The following is a 21750-nucleotide window of genomic DNA, read 5'->3' as shown; positions in this document are numbered from 1 at the left end:
TCTCATCTTTTGAGAGAACGCCACCGCTTTAAATATGGGGAAAATGAGCAAACCGCTCAACACATATTAGTTCCTAAAACCGTGAACAGGAGAAGGAATTCTTCCACCGCGAGCCGCAAATAGTTCAGAAGATTCAGCGTGAATAGGCATCACAGGAGCCCGCCCTAGAAGCCCACCAAACTCCACCATCTGCCCAACCTCAAGACCAATAGCAGGAATAACACGCACCGCAGTTGTCTTATGATTCATGACACCTATTGCAGCTTCATCAGCAATCATGGCAGCAATCGTAGATGCTGACGTATCACCGGGAATAGCGACCATGTCTAACCCGACAGAACAAATGGCTGTCATTGCTTCGAGCTTATCAAGAGTAATTTTCTGTGCGGCAGCTGCTTCAATCATGCCAATATCTTCTGATACTGGGATAAAAGATCCAGATAACCCACCAACATGAGAGCACGCCATCATGCCACCTTTTTTCACAGCATCATTGACTAACGCTAAAGCAGCAATTGTGCCGTGTGTACCAACACTCTCTAGGCCCATCTCCTCAAGGATATGTGCCACAGAATCTCCCACCTCGGCGGTAGGGGCAAGAGATAAATCAACGATGCCGAACTGAACGCCTAGACGTTCTGCAGCGAGGTTTCCGACGAGCTGCCCAACACGAGTAATTTTAAAGGCCGCTTTCTTCACTGCTTCTGCGCATGCATCAAAAGATTCGCCTCGGACTCGTTCAAGAGCACGTTTAACCACGCCGGGTCCAGAAACTCCTACAGAAATAACGGTGTCAGCTTCTTGTACACCGTGGAATGCACCCGCCATAAAAGGATTATCAGATACGGCATTCGCAAAAACCACAAGTTTAGAGCACGCAAAACCATGTTTATGAGCTGAGCCTTCTGCCGTTTGACGAATAACTTCACCCATCTTAGCGACAGCGCTCATATTAATGCCGGCTCGAGAAGACCCAATATTAACCGACGCGCACACAACGTCCGTTTCGTTAAGCGCCCGTGGGATACTCTCAAGCAAACGGCTATCTGCAGGAGTCATACCTTTATCGACAAGGGCGCTGAAACCACCGATAAAATCTACCCCAGTGGCTTTCGCTGCAGCGTCTAAAGCTTTCGCGTACTCCACATACTCTGTTGCCTCGCTAGCACCGGCAACTAAAGAAATAGGGGTAACAGAAATACGTTTATTGATGATGGGAATACCCAGTTCGGCTTCAATGCCCTCAACAACTTCAACAAGGTTTTGTGCGCGTTGAGTAATTTTTTGGTAAATCTTTTGGCAGGCAACCTCGGCCTGTGCATCAGCACAGTCCAGCAGAGAAATACCCATCGTTACCGTACGAATATCAAGCTTATCCTCCTCAATCATTTGCAGAGTTTCGAGGATATTAGCGTTACGATCAAAAACCATCACAGACTCCTAGAGGGTGTGCATTGCGTCGAAAATAGCTTCAGATTGAATACGAATTTTCAGACGCTGTTCCTCTTCTACACTGCGCATAGCCTCTTGTAGTTCTTGGATACTTTGAGTCTCGTCATCGAAACGTCCGTGCAAAATCATGGTGAAATAATCGTCCATGAGAGTCTGCGAAATATTGAGAATATTTACCTGATTCTTTGCCAATTCTGCGGCAACAGCTGCCACAATTCCTTGATGGTCGTGTCCGGTAACAGTCAAAATGATATTCATGGGGGGGGTCTTTCTTTTGGCTCAGTAGCTGAGTCTATATGTATGCGGCGATGTAGGCTTCGCCAACACCGCTCATAGTGGTGGGGGTATCGCTGCCAGCATGTAACAGTGATTCTGTAGCACCGAGAGTGAGCTGAACGTTAGGGGTGTTTATCGTCAGTTCTCCGCTTGTGCCAATCACTGCAGCAGCACCTTTAAAGGTATAAGAAACGCTCTGACCTTGAGAAAGTTTAACGCGTGTTACGCTCAATCGTGGATCCCACATGCTAAACACCCCAAGAGCGTCATCATCAGGTTGAGCACGCTGAACCACCGGCGCATCCTGTTGTACCGCAAGAATACGGATGAGCTCTTCAACATCAATATGTTTGGGGGTGAGCCCTGCTCTCATGACGTTATCGGAGGGGTTCATCAGTTCAATCGCTGTACCTGATACGTACGCATGAACTTGCCCGTCTGGAGTATACGCAGAATCGCCAGGGTGCAAGTGCAAAAGGTTCATCACCATCGCAACCAGCGCCCCAATATCGGCAGGGTGCTTCTGCTGAAGAAGTTGCATCAACTGTGCAACATCGTAAAGGACACCCTCTACAACAGTAGGGTTCTGTTCTAACCATTGAGCAGTATGAGATAGCGTCACCTCTAGGTGACGCTTCGCGTCAGCTGTATCCATACGCAAAATAGCGGCAAGAAGTTCTTTATCGTTAGGTGCTGTTAGTAGAGGTAGAAGCCACTGAAGGTCAAATACCTGCGCAATATGTTGTAGCTCTTCAACAGGACGTACACCGGTCAGAATCGTCATATCAGATAGAGCAATAACGGTCTCCGGTTTGGAATGCTCATCTTTATAGTTTCGGTGTGGAGCATCTACAGGAATATTTTGCTCATTTTCGGCGTGATAGCCGGCGAGCGCTTGTTCAGGCGTTGGGTGGACTTGAATAGAAAGAGGGGCGTCAATAGCAAGAATCTTGAAAAGAAATGGAAAAGTTGTGCCCTCATAATTCGAAGGTAAGAAGTGTTGAGGGTTCTGTTCGATGAGCTGATTGAGAGCTATGCGGTCTTCACCAATTAACGCGTATGAAGGGGCAGCATCATGTGCACCAACCCAAAGTTCTGCTTCTGGTTGTGTTGAGGGAGTTTCTTCTCCTCGCATTTTTGCTAAGGCTGTCAAAGAACCCCAAGCATAATTTTGTATTGTGTTTTCTAAACGTATTAGTTCACCCATAGCGTCCATCATATCCTTATCTATACCCTCGGGATTGTTTCATCAGCCAGAAGTATTTTTCAGTGTTTATAGCCATACCCTAGGAAAATAGTCCGGTATTACTGTGAGAAACAGTTAGAATAACCCCGTGAATACAATTGATCTAACCGCATCCTTTAAAGCGTACGATGTTCGCGGCATCGTTGGGGAAACTATTACTGAAGAAACTGTCCGTGCTACGGCAGCTGCATTCGTTGATGTTCTAGAACTTTCTGGTCAGAACGTCCTCGTCGGTAGCGACATGCGCCCATCTGGCGAGAGCTTCACCGAAGCGTTCGCTGAAGGTGCTACTGCTCGTGGGGCAAACGTCATCAAGATTGGCCTTATTTCTACTGATGAGCTGTATTTCGCGTGTGGTGTAGAAAATGCTGCTGGCGTGACCTTCACTGCAAGCCATAATCCAGCGGAATATAACGGCATGAAGATGTCTAAAGCTGGTGCCGTACCTATTTCTTCTGAAACCGGACTTTTTGATGTTCGTGACCGTGCCCAAGACTACCTCAATGAAGGGTCTATTCCTTCGGTAGAGAATGTTGGCTCTGTCAGCGAAAAAGACGTCCTCAAAGACTACTCGGAATATCTGCGTAATCTCGTTGACCTGTCGAATATTCGCCCTCTTAAAGTTGTTGTCGATGCCGGTAACGGTATGGGTGGAATGACCACCCCAGCAGTTCTTGGCGACTCTATTCTTCCTGGTCTACCTCTCGAAATTGTTCCACTCTATTTTGAGCTTGATGGAACTTTTCCGAATCACCCAGCTAACCCGCTAGAACCAGCAAACCTCGTTGATTTACAAAAAGCTGTTGTAGAGCATGGTGCTGATATTGGTCTAGCTTTTGACGGTGACGCAGACCGTTGCTTCGTCGTCGATGAAAAGGGTGAACCGGTTTCTCCTTCCGCCATTACCGCTATTGTTGCCGAACGAGAAATTGCTCGTGCGCAAGCTGAAGGCGTTGAAGAGCCCGTTATTATCTATAACCTCATTACGTCTAAGGCTGTACCTGAACTTGTGGAGAAGAAGGGCGCTCGCGCCGTAAAGACTCGTGTGGGTCATTCTTTCATTAAGGCTGTTATGGCTGAAGAAAATGGTGTCTTTGGTGGTGAGCATTCTGCTCACTATTATTTCAAGGACTTTTTCAATGCTGATACTGGCATGCTTGCGGCAATGCATGTTTTGGCTGTTCTTGGTTCTTCAGAGAATTCTCTTTCTCAGATTGCTGCTGAGTATTCTCCATATGTGGCTTCTGGCGAGATTAACTCTGAAGTTGCTGATAAAGACGCCACCATTGCTCGTGTGGTTGAAGCGTTGGGCGACGCTGTGGAGGTATCGACCATGGACGGTACCACTTTTGAGCACCGCTCTGAGGGATGGTGGGCTAATCTTCGCCCGTCTAATACGGAGCCGTTCTTACGCTTGAATTTGGAAGCTCCGGATCAGCAGACGATGGAACGTGTTCGTGATCAGATTCTTAGCATTGTACGTGCCGGCTAAGTCGTTTTTCTGTTCACGTTAAAGTGAAGAAGCTGCCCTGACGTTTTAGGACGTCAGGGCAGCTTCTTTTATTGAGGGGAAGAGAATTAGTGTTGTGCTGCGCGGGCGGTGTCGCGAAGCATCCACTGGTCAGGACCAAAAATTTCGTATTGGATACGAACACCGGGGATACCTGCGTCAATGAGTTGGCTTCTTGCGTTCTTCATGAAGGGAAGAGGCCCGCATAGGTATGCCATGGCGTTGGGGTCGATATCGAGTTGGGTGATATCTAGTCGCCCTTGATGTTCTCCGTCGTGGGAGTCTTCAAAGAATCGCACAATTTTTCCGTTCTGCAGTGAAGAGACGAGTTTTTCTGCTTCTTCACGTAGTGGCCAGCTTTCGGGGGTGCGGTCGCTATGTACGAGGACGACTTCACGGGTGGAGTTTTCGCGTACCATTTCGTCGAGGAAAGCGATCATAGGGGTGATGCCGATACCTGCGGAGAAGAGATAGAGGGGGCTGTTTCCGTCGTCGCCAAAGCCGCCGAGGGTGATGTCACCGTAGGGGTTGGAGAGCTGGATGATGTCTCCAACTTTGAGTGCGTGGTGAATTTTTGTCATTTCACCGTTGGGGTCAAGTTTACTTGCAATACGGCGCTGGTTTTCTCCGGCTGGTAGCAGGGTGTATTGTCGGGCTTGGTTGAGGCCGTCTTCAGCTTTTGCGATGAGGCTGACGTATTGTCCTGCTTTTGCTGGGGTTAGGGGGACGTCGTTAGCTGCTTCAAAGGTCATGTCGACGACGTTATCGCCGGTTTCTACGCGTTTGATGAGGCGGAAGGGGGCGTGCATAACATCATTTGCTTGGGAAGCGTAGAGGCCTTTTTCGATGTTGATGAGGGCGTTGCCCATGAGCCAGTATACTTCGCTCCAGGCTTCGGCTACTTCTGGGGTGCAGGCGTCTCCGAGGTCTGCGGCGATGGCTTCAAAGAGGTATTTGTAGACGGTGGTGTATTCGACGGCTTGGAGTCCGAGGGATGCGTGTTTGTGGGCAACACGCGAGAGGACTTCGTCGGGGTATTTGTCGGGGTTTTTGAAGATGTAGTCTGCGAAGATGACGACGGAACCGGCGAGTGCTTGGGGTTGGGTTCCTTCGAGTTGGGAGGAACGTGAGAACATTCCGTCCATGAGGTCTGGTCGTGCGGCAAACATTCGGCGGTAGAACTCTGGGGTGATATGTGGCATTCGTTCTGCGACGACTGCCAGTGTTGCCTCGATGATGGGGCGTGACTTTTCTGAAAGCATGTGATGTCTCCTTAGTGACAGGTTGTGTATAAACCCGTTATTAAATTAGCATATTTCATGCAAGAATTACGTATTGGGAAACAAAAAGCAGGTCATCTCAATCAAGAGACAACCTGCCATAGCGCAACAAAAAGGCTATTACCCCTTACCAGAAGGCGATAATCCTAGTTGAATAAAAACTGGTTGCAATTGCTTTTGTGTCGGCAACGAAGAGATAACAACAGGGTCCAACACCTCATAAAACGCCTGACGAGCACGCGCCAAATGAACACGCACATCACACTCAGTATTAAGCGGACAAGAACTTTTTGCACCTTCACATTCAACAATCGGGCTATCGCGCTCAGTATGCCGCAACAACTGCCCAATCGTCACTTTCCGACCTTCTTCAGAGAGTTTCACACCCCCTGCGCGCCCTCGACTTGAAAGCACCCAACCCTGATGAGCTAAGAAAGCAACTGATTTTGTCACATGGTGATAAGGAGTTCCTACCCCTTCAGCAATAGCCTGAGTAGAGAGCTGATGCCCCTCAGCGCCAGAAAGTAGCATCATGATGCGCAAAGAAACATCTGAAAACGCCGTAAGTCGCACACGCTCACCTCCCATAGACTTTGCACAAAAGACAACAATAAAACTGTATCTGTTAGAAGAGAAAAACCCGAATAAAACTCCCTGACACTCAGGCACAGAAGTGTTTATTACCCTGATAAAACCCAAAAAATGTCCTTTTTTATGTCAAAAGTTTTCCTATCTCAGCTAACGACACTCCCACCGTGTCCCCTAATTTGTTGTGCAAGGGGTAATATGTATAAAGCATTTGCATTTTAAGATTCCTCAGTGAATCTACTTGCACGAACCTCGTGTGGCGGGTATGCCCGATACATCAAGGATCTTCGGCAACAACGCAATAGACTTTTTTTCACTCGAAACTAAGAAAGGGATTTCAATGTCCTCTCTAGAATCCTCAATTCAGGAACTCCTCTCCATCGAGGGCGCTTCCGGTGCAGCACTTGTTGATATTTCTTCTGGTATGGCCCTCGCTTCTGGCGGTGCTCCCGGTTTTGATTTGACCGTTGCTGCAGCAGGTAACTCTAACGTAGTTCGCGCAAAGCTCAAGACCATGACCGACCTTGGCCTTGGCGGAAACATTGAAGACATCATGATTACCCTCTCTAGCCAGTACCACCTCGTGAACGTACTCAACGCTTCTGAGACTTCAGGTCTTTTCGTTTACCTCGTACTTGACCGCAACACCGCTAACTTGGCACTTGCACGCCACAAGCTCAACAGCATTGCTTCACGCATTTCCCTCTAAACTTCTTCGTTTCTAGAGGTACGAAATAAGGGTGTATCGTCTCGTCACACGAAACGATACACCCTTATTCTTTAAATAATATTTGGGGTCTACCTTTCAAAGGTAGACCCCAAATATTATTTAAAGCTCGTCGTCGCCGATAGCAGCTTCCATCAACGTATCTTCAGTAGCTTCTTCATTACTCTGAATAGACACCAACTTGCCGTCGTGCATCACAGCGATACGGTTGCACAGCTCAATCAATTCAGACATATCCGAACCAATCAGAATAATCGAGGTGCCTTTTTCTGTGAGTTCCTTAAGCATCTTGTAAATTTCAGATTTAGCGCTCACATCAATGCCACGAGTGGGGTGGTTAAGAATCAGAATCTCACAGTCAGTAGTCATCCACCGAGCGAGCGCAACCTTCTGTTGATCACCGCCAGAAAGTTTACCGACTTCACTTTGAATGTTAGTGGTCTTGATATGAAGCTTCTGGATTTGGTCAGCAACCTCACGAAGAGCAGAAACCTCGTGTAAGAAACCCTCTGCATTGCTTTCAATACCAGCAGATTCCATGAGCGTCTTTGCGATAGAACGCTCATTAGCGATGCCTAGCTCATCGTCATCGTCGGAAAGATAACCAATACCATACGAAACAGAGGCTTCGGGGTTTCCCAAAGTAACATCTTCACCGTTGATTTTTAGCGTCTTAAAAGTAGCTTTTTGATCAACACCGACGAGAGCGGCTGCTACCTCGTTAATACCAGAACGACGAAGACCTGTCAGACCAAGAACCTCTCCCTTATTAACGGAGAATGTCACATCTTTCAAGAAACCGTCTGCACCGTTTAGGCCTTCAACCTGAAGCTTCTCATACTCGCCAGAAAATTCTTCAGGGCGCTGCCCCATAGGAATTTCACGATGGAACATCTTAAAGGCAATCTCTTGAGAGCTCATCATATTAGGGGAAATCTCGTGAGAGATAATTCCATTATCTAAAATGACGGCACGATCAGCCAATGAACGAATCTCGTCAAGACGGTGCGTAATGTAAATGACGGAACGTCCCTCTGCTACGAGACGACGAGTAATCTCGTGGAACTGATAGATTTCGTAGTCGTTAAAGGTTGCTGCTACCTCATCCATGAGCACCAGCTGAGTTTCTTCTGCTTCCATACGAACAACCTCAATGAGAGCTTGTTCAGCGCGAACCAGTTCACCCATCTTTGTGGTGGGGTCAATAGACAGACCAGCGTCATCAAGAAGTTTTTGGGCACGCTCGTTCTGTTCTTCTTCAGATTTATCAGCGTGGAATGTCGCACGGAAAATAGCTTGAGCAACAGTTAGTTCAGGATCAACTTTGAATTTCTGGCGGATAGACCCAACACCACAAGCAAGCGCTTCATCTGGGGTTTTAGGGTTATAAGGCTCTCCGGCGAGTGTCATAGTGCCAGAGCTGGCAACGTCCCAGCCACCAAGAATAGATATTAACGTTGATTTTCCAGCGCCGTTCTCACCGAGTAAGCCTAGAACCTCACCTCTGGCGACGTCAAAATCGGCGCCCTTCAATGCGAGAAGGTGATCATGCTTCTTAGTTAATCCTCTAACGCTGAGCAGGTTCTCCACCGTTGCTTACCCTCCGAAAGAAATAATGCGGCGACAATACTTTATGTAAAGTATCAAGAATCTCTTATGAGATTCCTAGAATACTTTCCCCAAATAAAGATACTAATAGTAATTAGTGTCAATTAGGTAATTATATTGCACTGCGCCTCTTAAAACATCAAAAACGGCAGTAATGTGTATGAACACATCACTGCCATTTCTGATATGACGCTCATATATTGCTGATATTACTTTCCAATGCGCTCAGCAAAAGCACGACGCTGAGCTTTAATCGCATCGGGAAGACCTTCCCCTAAGCTTTCAAGCCACCGATCGATACTTTCGAGTTCTTCACGGCATTCTTCGGGATTAACAGCCAACGCCGCATGCATTTGGTCTTCTGTAATATCCAGACCATCGGTGTCGATATCTTCTACACCCGGCACAATACCTAAAGCAGTCTCTTCGCCGTGAGCTTTTCCTTCAAGACGGTCAAAAATCCATTTAACAACGCGAGAGTTCTCACCAAAACCAGGCCACGCGAAACCTCCATCAGGTGTGCGACGGAACCAGTTCACATAGTAGATTTTGGGCATGTTCTCTTCGCCGTGCTTTTCTCCTAGAGCAAGCCAATGAGCGAAGTAGTCGTTGACGTTGTAACCGATAAAAGGCAACATCGCCATAGGATCACGACGCACCACACCTACTGCACCTTTTGCCGCAGCAGTGGTCTCGGACGATAGCGTTGCACCGCGGAAGACACCTTCTTCCCATGTGCGCGCTTGAGAAACAAGTGGCACCGTTGTTTTACGTCGTCCACCAAAAATAATAGCGCTCAACGGAACACCGTCAGGTTCGCTAAATTCAGGTGCCAACATATCAACCTGTTCAATAGGGGTGCAGAAACGAGAGTTCGGGTGAGCTGCCGGACGCCCACAATCAGGAGTCCATGACTCACCGCGCCAGTCCGTGAGGTGTTCTGGCACATCTTCAGTTTTTCCTTCCCACCAGACAGAGTTGTCGTCAGTGAGAGCAACGTTGGTAAAGATAGTGTTGCCTTTAGCGATAGCTCGCATTGCATTAGGGTTGGTGCTCCAACCAGTACCAGGAGCAACACCAAACATTCCCGCTTCGGGGTTGACGACGTGGGGCTTACCGTCTTCGTTGAAGGTAATCCATGAGATGTCGTCGCCGATCATTTCAGCTTTCCAGCCTTCGATGGTTGGCTCCATCATTGCAAAGTTTGTTTTTCCGCAAGCTGATGGGAAGGCTGCCGCCAGATAGTGGGTTTTCTGTTCGGGGTTGGTGACTTTGAGGATGAGCATATGTTCTGCCATCCATCCTTCGTCTCGCCCCATAGCGGACGCTATACGTAGTGCATAGCATTTTTTACCGAGGAGGGCGTTTCCGCCGTAGCCAGAGCCAAAGGACCAGATCTCTCGAGTTTCGGGGAACTGGACGATGTACTTTTCTGGGTTGCATGGCCACGGCACGTCTGTTTGGCCGTCCTCTAAGGGTGCGCCGACGCTGTGAAGTGCTTTGACGAAGAACCCTTGTGTTGCAGAGAGTTTATCGAGGACGGCTGTACCGATAGTGGCCATAATGCGCATGGAGCATACGACGTAGGCAGAATCGGTGATTTCAATACCGTATTTTGGTTCGGTTGCATCGAGTGAACCCATGACAAAAGGAATAACGTACATGGTGCGTCCGCGCATGGAGCCGGCGTATAGTTTGCTCATGAGTTCGCGCATTTGTGCGGGGTCGCGCCAGTTGTTGGTGGCTCCTGCTCCTTGTTCGGTTTCTGAGCAGATGAAGGTTCGTTCTTCAACTCGGGCGACGTCGTCAGGGTCAGAAAAAGCGGCGTAGGAGTTAGGGAATTCGTGGTCAGAGAGTCGAATGAAAGTTCCGGCTTCGACAAGTTCTGACGCTAAGCGGTTGTATTCTTCTTCGCTTCCGTCAACCCAGTGGGTATTTTTAGGTTGTGTCATCTGTGCAATATCTCGAACCCAGTCGATGATATCGGTGTAGGTGGTTGGTGCGTTCTCTAGCTGTTCTGGTACGGCTGTGTTGAGAGCGTTTTCCTCGGTGTTTTGATGTTTGTTGCTCATTAGGAGCTTCCCCTTTTAGTGTGTTGATGGTTTCAGTACCTCGATGTGCTGAAACAACGCCCCTTGGTTGTGTTGGTTTTTGTGCGATAAACGCCAAAAGCTCCTAAATCTTTGTGCAGACGGTACTGTACCGCGCAAGGTTTAGGAGCCAAACAACCAAAGGTTGCTCACCTCATCGTGATAGACCAAGAGTATCGTCTGGGTTTTGTGGCGCTTGTGTAATTACACGTTTTTCTCCAATCATGTTGGATTTATCCGTACCAAAATAGTTTTCGCTCGTCAGAAGCTGTGTTTTTTAGAAAAAAGTGACCATTACCCCACGTCGATACCCGACTTGCCTATAATGAGATAAGCGTCACTCGTTTTTAATTTGTCTTTTTACCAGAAGACTCTGTAAAGTATTACCTGTTGCAACGGCAAGGGTTCAGAACCAAGCCGAGAAACATGCGCCTGTAGCTCAACGGATAGAGCATCTGACTACGGATCAGAAGGTTGGGGGTTCGAATCCCTTCGGGCGCACCACGGAAAATAAACCCGGTTCTTAGGAATCGGGTTTTATTTTTATCATCAGCTTCATAACAACATAGAAGAACGCTCTACACACCATATTTATGGAGTATTTTCTCACACCTACTACGCACAACACAGAATAAATAGGAATAATAGTTAATCTAAGAGCGTTCCATCAGCACAAGACCAAAACATACCAACGTCATCCAAGGAGTACACCGCATATGAGCATCAACATCAACGTCACCGACGAAAACGGAGAAACCCGCTCAGCAGAGTGGGAAGAAGACCAAACACTACTTGACGCACTTCTTGCCAATCAATTCCCCGTGCTAGCAACCTGTGGCGGAAACGCCTCATGCGCAACCTGCCACGCCTTCATCGACCCAGAACACTTTGAAGCATCTGGTGAACGCACCGAAGCAGAAGAAGACCTTCTTGACATGGTAGATGACGTCGCAAATGAATACTCTCGACTATGTTGCCAAGCCGAATATGCAGAAGGCATGGACGGCGCAACGATAACACTTAAACCTGGGATGTGATATGAAAATCTTCAGTTCCCCCACCACAAGATTTCTTCCTTACTTAGCAATCGGGCTATTCGCACTCAATGCGTGCTCACAAAGCCCGCAACATCATTCTTCTGCGCCTACCCCTTCAGCAGAGACTTCCGCCCCCGCCTCTACTTCTTCTGCTTCCGCTCCAACGGCTACACCAAAAGCAGCTGGTCCGAACCCCACAGCAGAATCTGCGACAGTAAACCCTTCTTCTGCTCCATCATCGAGTGAATCTGAAGCAAAATCTGAAGAAAACGTACAGAATACTCAATCATCAGCACCTGCACGAGAGCCAGAAAGCCCTCTCACCCCAACTCAACAGCCACCGGTTACAGAGTACAGTGAGCCTCCTGTTCCACGTGGAACGGTTATTACAGTTCCTCCAGAACCTCCTATAGCTGCTCAACCTACCCGCGGTGAATCTAACGCAACGTCCCAGAGTGCACGCCCTGAGCCTGCTGTTCCGGCGCCAGCTTCAACAGCGCCAGTTACAGCAAGTACCCCTACCTGCGATTATGGGCATATCCGTATCGACGCTCAAGCAAACCCCGGTGCTGGTGCTGCCGGTTCTCGTTATATTAGTTTGACGTTCAGCAACACCGGCACAACTCCGTGCTCTCTTAGCGGTTACCCAGGCGTGAACTATGTAGATGCAAATGGGCACCAGATTGGGGCAAGCGCGGTACCAGCTGGAGAATGGACAAGTTCAGGTAAGGTCTTACGTTCTCAGGAGTCTGCAACAGCAATTCTTAGAGAAACCCGAGCCGGTCTTTATAGCGAACAAATGTGCCAACCAACAACAGCTGCCGGTTATCGTGTGCACATCCCTGGAACTTCAAACTCGTTAGTGTTGAAATTTCCAGCAGAAGCATGCTCCAATGATTCTGTCGCGCAGCTTAGCATTGGGCAGATAGGCGCCAGCTCCTCATAAGATTCATCTAGCTGGCACCTATTCCTGCCAGCTAGATGAAAGTTAAAGAATCTCTGCAACTTCCTCAAAACTAAAACGTGGATTTCGTTTGTACGGGGTTGGCGTACTATACCCGATGTTGACGATCATAAAGGCACGTTGCTTTCCGTCTGGGAAGAACTCCTGGTTGATAGCAGAGAAGTTTGCGCCGGTCATTGGCCCAGCAGATAATCCGAGCGCACGAATAGCAGTGATAAGATATCCTGCAGAAAGTGTTGCTGATTGTTCAGCAGAATGAAGGCGTGATTCTTCTCGTGAGAACTTTTGCGCAGCATGCGCCATCGACGGGTTAAATTGCTCAAATTTGTCAACCCAACAGGTGTCAAAACTGAGGATAGCGCTCACAGGCGCTTGCTGAATCTGCGGCTGGTTTGACGGCGCTACATGAGGTAGCAGACGTTCTCGGGCAGTGGTGCTTCTCAAAAAGGTCAGGCGCAAAGGTTGAGAGTTAAAGGCTGTCGGCCCCATTTTTGTGAGGTCATATATTGTACGTAGCTGTTCTTCAGTAACCTCTTGATGAGTGAACCGGTATGCGGTGCGCGGTTGCACAAAGATTTTATGAAGAGTTTCTGTATCGAGGGGTTCTAGTGTCATGATGATCCTCTTGAACTAACGAATTAATTGCTACTAAGCATAAACTTTTCTTCTCCTCTCATAAAAGGGGTTGTTGGGGTTCTTTACGTTATCGTTGGTGTTATCTTTTTGTTTCTTTGTGTGTCTCATATGTCAAAGTGTGGTGTTCATGGCTGGTCGAAGTCGTAGACGTCTTCTTACTAAACCACTGCCTCAGCGTCTGGGCATTGACCCTATCTCGCTCAGACTCCCCCTCGAGTTTCCCGAAGATTTACGTGCGCGGGTAGATACCCCTACCCCCACCATTGCGCAGTATCTTATTGCTCGTTTTTATCCTGATACGCCAGAGGTTGTTAACCGGCTCTTTCACCGTAGAGAGGTTGTCGCTGGGGACGGAGTGCCCTTACCTGTCGATGCGCCTTTTGAAGGCGGTTTAACAATTTGGTATTACCGTGAACTGTCTCAAGAACCTCAATTACCTGATGATATTCCTGTTCTTTATGAGGATGAGTGGATTCTTGTCGTTGATAAACCACATTTTTTGCCCACCACTCCTCGTGGGATGTTTGTTGCGCAAACAGCGTTAACCAAATTGCGGGTTCAGCATCAGAATCCGTTACTTTCGCCGGTGCATCGTTTAGATAGAGCGACGGCGGGTGTTTTGGTTTTTTCAAAGGTTCCGCAGAGCCGTGGCCCTTTTCAGACGTTGTTTCAGAGCCACCGCATTGTCAAAGAGTATGAGGCAGTTGCCCCGCTGATTCCTCAGTTGGAGGGTTCGGGTTCCCCATGGCAGGTGGTACGTAGTCACATCGTTAAAAATCGTCAGCAGGTTCAAGTTATTCAGCATTCTGAACAGCAGTGTCTGAGTCTAGGACTTGAGCCTAATGCGCTCTCTGAGGTTGAGTTAGTTCGAAGTATTCACTATTCGACGGAGCAGCTTCATCAGCTGAGACTGGAGCATAATCCTCGTCTTGTAGCCCCTAACTCGCGTAATCTTTATGGGGTATATCGCCTGAAACCTCATAGTGGTAAAACTCACCAGTTACGTGCCCATATGCTCCTTTTAGGTGCCCCTATTCTTGGTGACACTCTCTACCCTACGGTGTGTCATGAGTTTCCTGATGAACAGAATTTACCGCTACAGTTACTTGCCAAGAGGATTTCTCTTAGACACCCGCTAACGGGAGAAGATCTTGTCGTCACGAGTTCACGAACTTTGGCTTTAGCCCAATAGTTAGGGTCAGTACTGAGGGAACGGTAAAGGTTTAGACTTTTCTTCGTACTCGGTTATTGGGTTTCTCTCACTGAAGGAGATATATGGAGCAGGCACCTAGTCGCAAGTCGCATCGTTATGAGATTTCAGAGGCCGAAAGTCGCCAGCTAAAAGCTGAGTATGCTCAAACTATGAGCATGCGGGCTGAAACTGCTGGTTCTTCGGTATTACACTTTTTTGCTCAGCGTGCATTATCCATTCCTGGTACTCTTTTGGGGGCTCCTCAGGTGCCTGATTGCCGTTCAGTTAAAGAACGTTTGACGCATTGGCATTTTTGGTGGCAGGCACATTTCTTGGATTGTGCTCTTGATGCGTCATTCCGCGCTCATCGACATATGGATTCTTCACAGGCGACGAGATGGTTTGAACGTTCTCAACAGATTTTACGCGGTATTCGGGCTAGAAATTTTGGTCTCTACACGAATACTTTCTACGACGATATGGCGTGGCTTGCTCTCGCTGTGGGGCGTATGAATGCGTTATCTGAGCTGTTGTATGGTCGCGGGTATATGCCAGCACAAGATGCAGGGGTGCAACTTTTTAAGGCGTTACGTCGAGGTGCTACGGACCATCTTGGTGGTGGAATGTTTTGGTCTACTGACCATGATTTTAAAAATACTCCGGCGACGGCTCCTGCAGCTCTAGCTTTTGCACGGGCACATCAGCACGATCAGGCGCGTGCTCTTGTTGATTGGCTTCAAGAGAATTTGTGGGATGAACAGCGTCGTGCATATCTTGATGGTATTAAGATTCTTTCCGAGCAGTCTCAACTAGAAGATTCTCTCTTTTCGTATAATCAGGGCCCTATTTTGTCGGCTCTTCTTGAAATTCACGGTGTGGGTATGCCTTTACCGGATAAAGTTCAAGACCATATTTCCGCTTTGCTTGAGGGAATAGTCGAACATTTTACAGAGGATTTTGATATTTCTGATACGGAACGTTTGAGGATTCTTCGCACAGGCAAAGATGGTGATGGTGGCCTGTTTACCGGTATTCTTGTCCGATATTTGGCTCAGGTTGCGCTCTCTGCCAACGTTAAAGAATCTTCTCGTTCTCTTGCTGGTGATTTAGTGGTTCATACAGCAGAAGTTTTGTGGGAAGGCAGAAGAGAATTTGATCCAACATTGCCGGTCAATGAGGCGGGAATTGATGTTCGTGAGATTCGTGGGGAGCCGGTCGTTCTTTTCTCTCCGGATATTCTTCAACATTCTTCGCAAACGTTAGTGCCTGGTGCTCCGGTGGAACTGTCGTCTCAGCTTCAGGGGTGGATGATTCTTGAGGCTGCTGCACGGGTGTTAGAACAATAAGTTTTACACTCATTTTGAGTAGTGGTGCTTTAAAAGTAATTTGTATTTTCTTACAAAAATCATCTCGGCGAACGTCATTGTGTGGATATTCTGTAAATCACGTTCTTTGAGCTTTGTTCTATCTTCAAGGAAGGTGGGGCGAGAGTGTGATGTGGGGTATTTTAACAAGATGAAATAGGAGAACTTCTTGTATGGCCCGTTGTTTTGTTTTGTATAAGACTGTAGTATAAAAAAATTAATGATTTGCGCTTCAAAAGGTGCAATTTTATGGGCAGAGATACTGCTCATAAGGTCTTTCTTGATGGGCTTCTAAAGCATATTGCGAGGACGCCTAAAGTAAAGGGGATAAACACATGGATAAGTTCGTTGCTTTTCTTGTCACTGTAGCAGTTTTATTATTCATGCCATTACCTATTGCGTTAGTGCTCAGTGGAGGGGAACTCTTTACCAGCGGATGGGCAGGAATTTCAAAAGAATTCTGGGTTACCTATTGTTTTGGTATGGTGACTTTTTTGGTTAGCCTAGCATGGCACATCTGGAAAGATTCACACTCTACTAAGGGTAAGAAGACCCAGAAATAGTAGTTGATTTTTTCATCGCATCGTTAGTGTCAGTGCGTGACTTTTGTTGAGAAGTCACGCACTGAGTGTTTCTTTCGAGATGTCTTCACATTTTTCCCGTAGGAGCGTCCAGAAGAATCTGAGGCAGCTAAGATTTAACTCTTGTCATTTTCTTTCGTTAGCCAAGTTTTCCGCTAAGACGGTTATTCATTCCGTGGCTCATCTCATTGAGACCAAAAACTGTTGCTGTTTTCCCAAGAGTCTCATACTTAAAAATAATGGAATCTAATGCTGAAACAGTAGAAGCATCCCACACATGAGAATTACTCAAATCAATCACAATATTCTTGGGATCATCACTATACGAGAACTGGTAGTACAAGTCGTTTGATGAGGCGAAGAACAACGGGCCATTGACACTGTACGTTACAGTATCTTCGCCCTGCACAGCACGCTCCACCGTGACCACATGGGCAACACGTCTCGCAAAAAGAACCATCGCAACAAGAATACCGACACCAACACCAAGAGCAAGATTATGCGTACCGACAGTAACAAGCACCGTCATCAGCATGACGGCGGTCTCTGCTCGTGGCATAGCTTTAAGGGTGCTCCAGCGTACGGAATGCCAGTTAAATGTACTAATAGCAACAAGAATCATGACAGCAACAAGCGCAGCCATAGGAATTCTCGCAACGATATCTCCAAGAACAACAGAGAGCACCAAAACAAAAATTCCTGCACAGAAAGTAGAAACACGTGAACGAGCGTTACCTGTTTTAACGTTAATCATGGTTTGCCCAATCATGGCGCATCCTCCCATACCGCCAAAGGCTGCAGTAACGATATTCGCCACGCCCTGTCCCCATGATTCACGGGTTTTATTGGAATGAGTGTCCGTAATATCATCGACCAGTTTTGCGGTCATGAGGGATTCGACCAAACCCACAAATGCCATAGCAAGCGCAAAAGGGAAAATGGTTTTAAGAGTTTCTACAGTGAGCGGTACGTCGATAACGCTCAATACCGGCAATGAATGTGGAAGATCGCCATATTCACCGACAGTAGGCACTTTAATACCCGCGTATATTGTCACCGCAGTGAGAAGAATAATAGCGATGAGAGGCGCTGGAATAGTTGTGGTGATTTTAGGGAGACCAAACACAATGATGAGTCCAACAACAACTAGCGGATAGACGGCGAAAGGCACGTCGATGAGCTGTGGTAGTTGAGAAGAAAAAATCAGGATAGCGAGCGCGTTGACGAAGCCGACCATGACTTGGCGCGGAATAAAACGCATGAGTTTAGCGACACCGAAAACTGCTAGAAGTATTTGAAGAACTCCGGCAAGGAGCACTGCTGCAATGAGGTGGGGCAATCCGTGGGTTGCCATAAGTGGTGCGATAACGAGGGCGGTAGATCCTGCTGCGCCGGATATCATGGCGCGACGTCCACCAGTTATGGCGATAGTTGTTGCCATGGTGAAGCAGGCGAAGAGCCCAACTTGCGGGTCTACTCCGGCGACGACGGAGAATGCGAGTGCTTCGGGGATGAGCGCTAACGCGGTGACAAGGCCGGCGAGTATTTCGATGAGTAAGAGTTTGGGGTGTTTGAGGACGGTGAGTGTTGCTCCACGTTGTGTGGGGCTTAGTGCGGGGTGGGGTGTGGTGTGCATGCTCTCTTTTGCCGGTTGGTGGTGACAGAATATTTGAACAAGCCTAGCAGGGTTATGTGCTGGTGTCTGATGTGGGGAGTGTGAGTTAGCACGGCTTAGCGTGTGCAGGTGCGGATGTCATGGAGTCTGTAGCTGGCGACCGAGTAGACTAGTGTCCGTGCTGAATACTGATTTTTCTAATCCAACATTTTCTTTTGAGCTGGGTGAGCGTCTTGCCGAGCGTGAGCAGATTTCTGCTGAACGTACTACTGCTAATGGTGGTGAGTTTCGCGGTAGAACTGGTGTGATTCATACTCCTCATGGTGATATTCAAACTCCTGCTTTTACTCCGGTGGGGACGAAGGCAACGGTTAAGGCTGTTTTGCCTGAGGCGATGAAGGAGCTTGGTTCGCAGGCTCTTTTGGCGAATGCGTATCACTTGTATTTGCAGCCGGGGCCTGATGTTCTTGATGCTGCTGGTGGTCTTGGTCGTTTTATGAATTGGTCGGGTCCAACGTTTACCGATTCTGGTGGTTTTCAGGTGATGAGCCTAGGTTCTGGGTTCAAAAAGGTGATTGATATGGGCACCGTTGAGCAGGCTCGCGGTGTTGATGGGCGCCCGTTGGGTGATGATGATGTTGCTCGTGGGCGTGAGCGTATGGCGCATGTTGATGATGATGGCGTTAATTTTAAGTCTCATATTAATGGCAGTATGCACCGGTTTACGCCTGAGGTGTCGATGCAGGTTCAGCATAAAATTGGTGCTGACATTATGTTTGCTTTTGATGAGTTGACGACGCTTTATAATTCTCGTCGTTATCAGGAGGAGGCGTTAGAGCGTACTCGTTTGTGGGCTTTGCGTTGTATTGCTGAGCATGAGCGTTTGACGGTTGAGCGTTCTGATAAGCCGTATCAGGCTTTATTTGGTGTTATTCAGGGCGCCCAGTATGAGGATTTACGTCGGCAGGCTTGTCGTGATTTAGGTGCGATGTCGTTTGATGGTTTTGGTATTGGTGGCGCTTTAGAAAAAGAGAATTTGGGGACGATTGTTCGCTGGTGTACTGAGGAGTTGCCGGAGAATAAGCCTCGTCATCTTTTGGGTATTTCTGAGCCGGACGATATTTTTACCGGTATTGAGAATGGTGTTGATACTTTTGACTGTGTTTCGCCGACTCGTGTTGCCCGTAATTCTGCGGTGTATACCCCTGATGGGCGTATGAATTTGACGAATGCTCGTTTTAAGACTGATTTTCGTCCGATTTTTGAGGGTTGCGATTGTTATACCTGCGGTCATTACACTCGTGCGTATCTTCATCATTTGTTTAAGGCTGAGGAGCGTTTGTCTGCGACGTTGGCGTCTATCCATAATGAGCGTTTTATTGTGAAGATGGTTGATGATGCTCGTGAGGCGATTAATCAGGGTGATTATTTTGCGTATCGTGATGAGTTTCTCGGTAATTATTATTCTGATCGTCGCCCTGAGTAGGGTTTATTCTTTTTTTGATTTTTGGAGGTTTTGTGTCGGGTTTTCCGTTAGATCATGTTTCTGAGAATGAGGTTGTGAGTGTTTCTCATGATTTTGTGGTCAGTTCTGATGAGTTGTTGGCTGCGTTTACTTCGCGTGATCTCTTTTTGCAGTGGTATCCGCCGCGTGGTTGGTCAGTTCAGCCGGATACGGTGACTTTTGAGCCTCAGCGTGGTGGGCGTGTTCAGTTGGCGATGAAGCATGAGTCTGAGCTGAATGTTTTTGCTCCGGTGTATCTTCGTTTTGAGTCGATTTCTCTTGAGGGTTTGGAGCTGGTGGAGTCTATTGCTGGGCCGATGGGTGAGCCGACGGATCATTTGATGGGTATTCGTATTGGTTTTGTTCCGGGTACGGTGATTACGTCTTCTGGTGTTGGTGAAGGTATTACGGTGAAGATTGAGGTAGGTCCGTTGCCGGAGCAGGTTCATGATGATGTGGCTGCTACCTGGAAGGGTTCTTTGACGAAGTTGGAGGAGGTTCTTTCTTCGTAGTTGTCGCCTATTTTTAGGTGGTGGTAAGCCCCTGCTGTGTCCTCGTGGTTCGTTGGTGTTCTTTTGGAGGTGGTACAGCAGGGGCTTTTTGGTGGGGTTTTAGCCTTGGCGGGCTTTGTATCGTGGGTTTTTCTTGTTGATGACGTAGGTTTTTCCGCGTCTGCGGACGACTTGTGCTCCGGGTAGGTTTTTGAGTGAGCGTAGTGATTTACGAACTTTCATGTTTTTCCTTTTCTGGGTGGGTGTTGGTTCCTCGTTAGCTGGTGCTGTTGAGGAGGTTTTCTGCTATTTCTTCTCCAGTGATAATGCACTGGTTGAGAAGTTCTTGGAGTTCGGTGGGGTTGAGGTCGTCTCCGGTGATGGCGATGGTGTTGTGTGGTTCTTGTTGTTCCCATTGCCCTTGTTGTTCGAGCCAGACGAAGGGGCCGATGCCTTCGATGGCGATACGTTCTGAACCGTAGCTGTTGATGCAGAGTGTTCCGCGAAGTCGGCAGTTGCCTTCTGCTAGGTGTGGTAGTGCGGAGGCGAATCTGTCGTGGTGGAGGATTCCGGAGGTTGTGAGGACGACGGTGGTGAAGTTTTTTCCGGTGCGTATGGCGGTGTTGATAGGTGTGTGTTGTGGGGTTTTGTTGGTGATGGGGGTGAGTTCTTGGGTGTTGATTCCTAGGTGTCCGGCTTGTGCTCGTTGAATGCTGTCTTCTCGTTGGTGGCATCCGCAGATGGGTTGTGTTGTTTCTGTGCAGGAGATGATTTTTAGGTGTGTTCCGAGGTGTGCGAGGAGTTCTTGGGCGCGGTGTTTTTCGGTGTCGGTGCTGTGGGTGAAGGGTATTTCTGAGGTGATGGCGGTGTCTGCCCAGGCGATTTCGGTGATGATAAATTCTCCGGGGGTTCGTTCGTCTTCGCAACCGCCGTTGAGGCCTCGTTGTTCGAGGGGTTTGTTGTCCCAGAGTTCGTCTTCGATGGTGCTGATGTCGAGGGCGAGGATGGCGCTGTGTATGTGGTGTTCTAGTTTTTCTGCGACGTTGATGACGGTGTTGAGGGATACTCCTGGTGGTAGGAGGATGAGAATGTCTTCTGTGTTATCTGATAGTTGTAGGCAGTCGGAGAGGAGGAGTGTAGTTGCGCAGGATGAGCAGTTACTTTTGAGGATGATGTCGGTGGTTTTGGTGGTCTCGTGGTGGTTTCGGGTGACTCGTATGGTGATTTTTTCGGGGTGCGCGTTTTCTTCGGGGTCGAGGATGTCGAAGCTGAGGATGGTAGGCGTGGTCTCTGCGTTGTTTTTAAGCGCTTTGAGGGCGGTATTGAGGGCGTTGTCTCGTGCCCAATGGCTTAGTGATGAGATAGCTGTGATGGACATACACCTAAGCATAAATGAGAATCGTTCTCATGTAAACTTCAGAAGAAGCATGTTGTTCGACACGAGATATTAAACGCCAAGACCCCCTTGAGACGGGGGCCTTGAGCAACACACAGACATTGAATGCATGAGAAGATCACGCGTTCTAATATCTACAGTCTAAACGATAACGATTCTCATATACAAGAGTTGTGCAGAAAAAGTTTTAATA

At 48.0% G+C, this 21750-nt stretch carries 20 protein-coding genes and 1 tRNA gene; 10 read left to right on the top strand and 11 right to left on the bottom strand.

What is annotated here, in order from left to right:
* Positions 1 to 66: 66 nt before the first annotated feature.
* From ACN083_RS08310 to manA, 3 genes are read right to left on the bottom strand one after another with little or no spacing between them, the layout of a single operon-like run.
* Positions 67 to 1431, bottom strand: coding sequence for a PFL family protein (locus ACN083_RS08310; RefSeq protein WP_419102374.1), 1365 nt, complete (start codon positions 1429 to 1431; stop codon positions 67 to 69).
* Between the two features lie 9 nt (positions 1432 to 1440).
* Positions 1441 to 1710, bottom strand: coding sequence for an ACT domain-containing protein (locus tag ACN083_RS08305; protein WP_419102373.1), 270 nt, complete (start codon positions 1708 to 1710; stop codon positions 1441 to 1443).
* Between the two features lie 34 nt (positions 1711 to 1744).
* Positions 1745 to 2947, bottom strand: a complete 1203-nt coding sequence (gene manA, locus ACN083_RS08300; RefSeq protein ID WP_419102372.1) for a mannose-6-phosphate isomerase, class I — start codon at positions 2945 to 2947, stop codon at positions 1745 to 1747.
* 115 nt (positions 2948 to 3062) lie between these two features.
* On the opposite strand from manA, the gene ACN083_RS08295 reads away from it, so the two are divergent.
* Positions 3063 to 4466: a phosphomannomutase/phosphoglucomutase gene (locus ACN083_RS08295; protein WP_419102371.1), complete on the top strand. Its 1404-nt coding sequence runs from the start codon at positions 3063 to 3065 to the stop codon at positions 4464 to 4466.
* Positions 4467 to 4552: 86 nt separating this feature from the next.
* Here ACN083_RS08295 and ACN083_RS08290 read toward each other — a convergent pair whose 3' ends face one another.
* Together ACN083_RS08290 and ACN083_RS08285 are read right to left on the bottom strand one after the other, a co-directional pair.
* Entirely contained in the window at positions 4553 to 5746 is a 1194-nt protein-coding gene (locus ACN083_RS08290) for a globin domain-containing protein (RefSeq protein ID WP_419102370.1), read from the bottom strand.
* 138 nt (positions 5747 to 5884) lie between these two features.
* The gene (locus ACN083_RS08285) at positions 5885 to 6337 is read right to left on the bottom strand and encodes an RrF2 family transcriptional regulator (RefSeq protein WP_419102369.1); all 453 of its coding nucleotides are present in this window, start codon (positions 6335 to 6337) and stop codon (positions 5885 to 5887) included.
* A 355-nt stretch (positions 6338 to 6692) separates the two neighbouring features.
* Here ACN083_RS08285 and ACN083_RS08280 point away from each other — a divergent pair, with 355 nt between their 5' ends.
* On the top strand, positions 6693 to 7061 hold the full coding sequence (locus ACN083_RS08280) for a hypothetical protein (RefSeq protein ID WP_419102368.1): 369 nt from the start codon (positions 6693 to 6695) through the stop codon (positions 7059 to 7061).
* Positions 7062 to 7181: 120 nt separating this feature from the next.
* Here ACN083_RS08280 and ACN083_RS08275 read toward each other — a convergent pair whose 3' ends face one another.
* A complete protein-coding gene (locus tag ACN083_RS08275; protein ID WP_419102367.1) occupies positions 7182 to 8669 on the bottom strand; it encodes a sugar ABC transporter ATP-binding protein in 1488 nt (495 codons plus the stop codon).
* Between the two features lie 227 nt (positions 8670 to 8896).
* Positions 8897 to 10759: a phosphoenolpyruvate carboxykinase (GTP) gene (locus ACN083_RS08270; protein ID WP_419102366.1), complete on the bottom strand. Its 1863-nt coding sequence runs from the start codon at positions 10757 to 10759 to the stop codon at positions 8897 to 8899.
* Positions 10760 to 11205: 446 nt separating this feature from the next.
* On the opposite strand from ACN083_RS08270, the gene ACN083_RS08265 reads away from it, so the two are divergent.
* From ACN083_RS08265 to ACN083_RS08255, 3 genes are all read left to right on the top strand, one after another.
* Positions 11206 to 11281: transfer RNA gene (locus ACN083_RS08265), tRNA-Arg, on the top strand.
* A gap of 212 nt (positions 11282 to 11493) precedes the next feature.
* A complete protein-coding gene (locus ACN083_RS08260; RefSeq protein ID WP_419102365.1) occupies positions 11494 to 11814 on the top strand; it encodes a 2Fe-2S iron-sulfur cluster-binding protein in 321 nt (106 codons plus the stop codon).
* Position 11815: 1 nt separating this feature from the next.
* Positions 11816 to 12760, top strand: a complete 945-nt coding sequence (locus tag ACN083_RS08255; protein ID WP_419102364.1) for a DUF4232 domain-containing protein — start codon at positions 11816 to 11818, stop codon at positions 12758 to 12760.
* 42 nt (positions 12761 to 12802) lie between these two features.
* Here the strand turns inward: ACN083_RS08255 and ACN083_RS08250 are convergent, their stop codons facing one another.
* A complete protein-coding gene (locus ACN083_RS08250; RefSeq protein ID WP_419102363.1) occupies positions 12803 to 13393 on the bottom strand; it encodes a malonic semialdehyde reductase in 591 nt (196 codons plus the stop codon).
* 148 nt (positions 13394 to 13541) lie between these two features.
* On the opposite strand from ACN083_RS08250, the gene ACN083_RS08245 reads away from it, so the two are divergent.
* From ACN083_RS08245 to ACN083_RS08235, 3 genes are all read left to right on the top strand, one after another.
* Positions 13542 to 14606 carry a pseudouridine synthase gene (locus ACN083_RS08245; RefSeq protein WP_419102362.1) on the top strand — a complete coding sequence of 355 codons (1065 nt, stop codon included), beginning with the start codon at positions 13542 to 13544 and terminating at the stop codon, positions 14604 to 14606.
* Between the two features lie 83 nt (positions 14607 to 14689).
* Entirely contained in the window at positions 14690 to 15952 is a 1263-nt protein-coding gene (locus ACN083_RS08240; RefSeq protein ID WP_419102361.1) for a glycoside hydrolase family 76 protein, read from the top strand.
* Between the two features lie 353 nt (positions 15953 to 16305).
* Positions 16306 to 16533: a hypothetical protein gene (locus tag ACN083_RS08235; RefSeq protein ID WP_419102360.1), complete on the top strand. Its 228-nt coding sequence runs from the start codon at positions 16306 to 16308 to the stop codon at positions 16531 to 16533.
* Between the two features lie 157 nt (positions 16534 to 16690).
* Here ACN083_RS08235 and ACN083_RS08230 read toward each other — a convergent pair whose 3' ends face one another.
* Entirely contained in the window at positions 16691 to 18187 is a 1497-nt protein-coding gene (locus ACN083_RS08230) for a SulP family inorganic anion transporter (RefSeq protein ID WP_419102359.1), read from the bottom strand.
* 160 nt (positions 18188 to 18347) lie between these two features.
* Here ACN083_RS08230 and tgt point away from each other — a divergent pair, with 160 nt between their 5' ends.
* A complete protein-coding gene (gene tgt / locus ACN083_RS08225; RefSeq protein ID WP_419102400.1) occupies positions 18348 to 19652 on the top strand; it encodes a tRNA guanosine(34) transglycosylase Tgt in 1305 nt (434 codons plus the stop codon).
* A gap of 32 nt (positions 19653 to 19684) precedes the next feature.
* Positions 19685 to 20182, top strand: a complete 498-nt coding sequence (locus ACN083_RS08220; protein WP_419102358.1) for a hypothetical protein — start codon at positions 19685 to 19687, stop codon at positions 20180 to 20182.
* Between the two features lie 99 nt (positions 20183 to 20281).
* Here ACN083_RS08220 and ykgO read toward each other — a convergent pair whose 3' ends face one another.
* The gene (ykgO, locus tag ACN083_RS08215; protein WP_419102357.1) at positions 20282 to 20404 is read right to left on the bottom strand and encodes a type B 50S ribosomal protein L36; all 123 of its coding nucleotides are present in this window, start codon (positions 20402 to 20404) and stop codon (positions 20282 to 20284) included.
* Between the two features lie 34 nt (positions 20405 to 20438).
* Positions 20439 to 21539 (bottom strand): GTP-binding protein, encoded by a 1101-nt coding sequence (locus ACN083_RS08210; RefSeq protein ID WP_419102356.1) that lies wholly within the window; start codon positions 21537 to 21539, stop codon positions 20439 to 20441.
* Between the last annotated feature and the right edge of the window lie 211 nt (positions 21540 to 21750).

The organism is Rothia sp. CCM 9418 (assembly GCF_048512825.1).
Classification (GTDB): domain Bacteria; phylum Actinomycetota; class Actinomycetes; order Actinomycetales; family Micrococcaceae; genus Rothia.
Note: the sequence above shows the minus strand (reverse complement) of the source record. Positions and strands in the feature narration are given on the sequence as shown.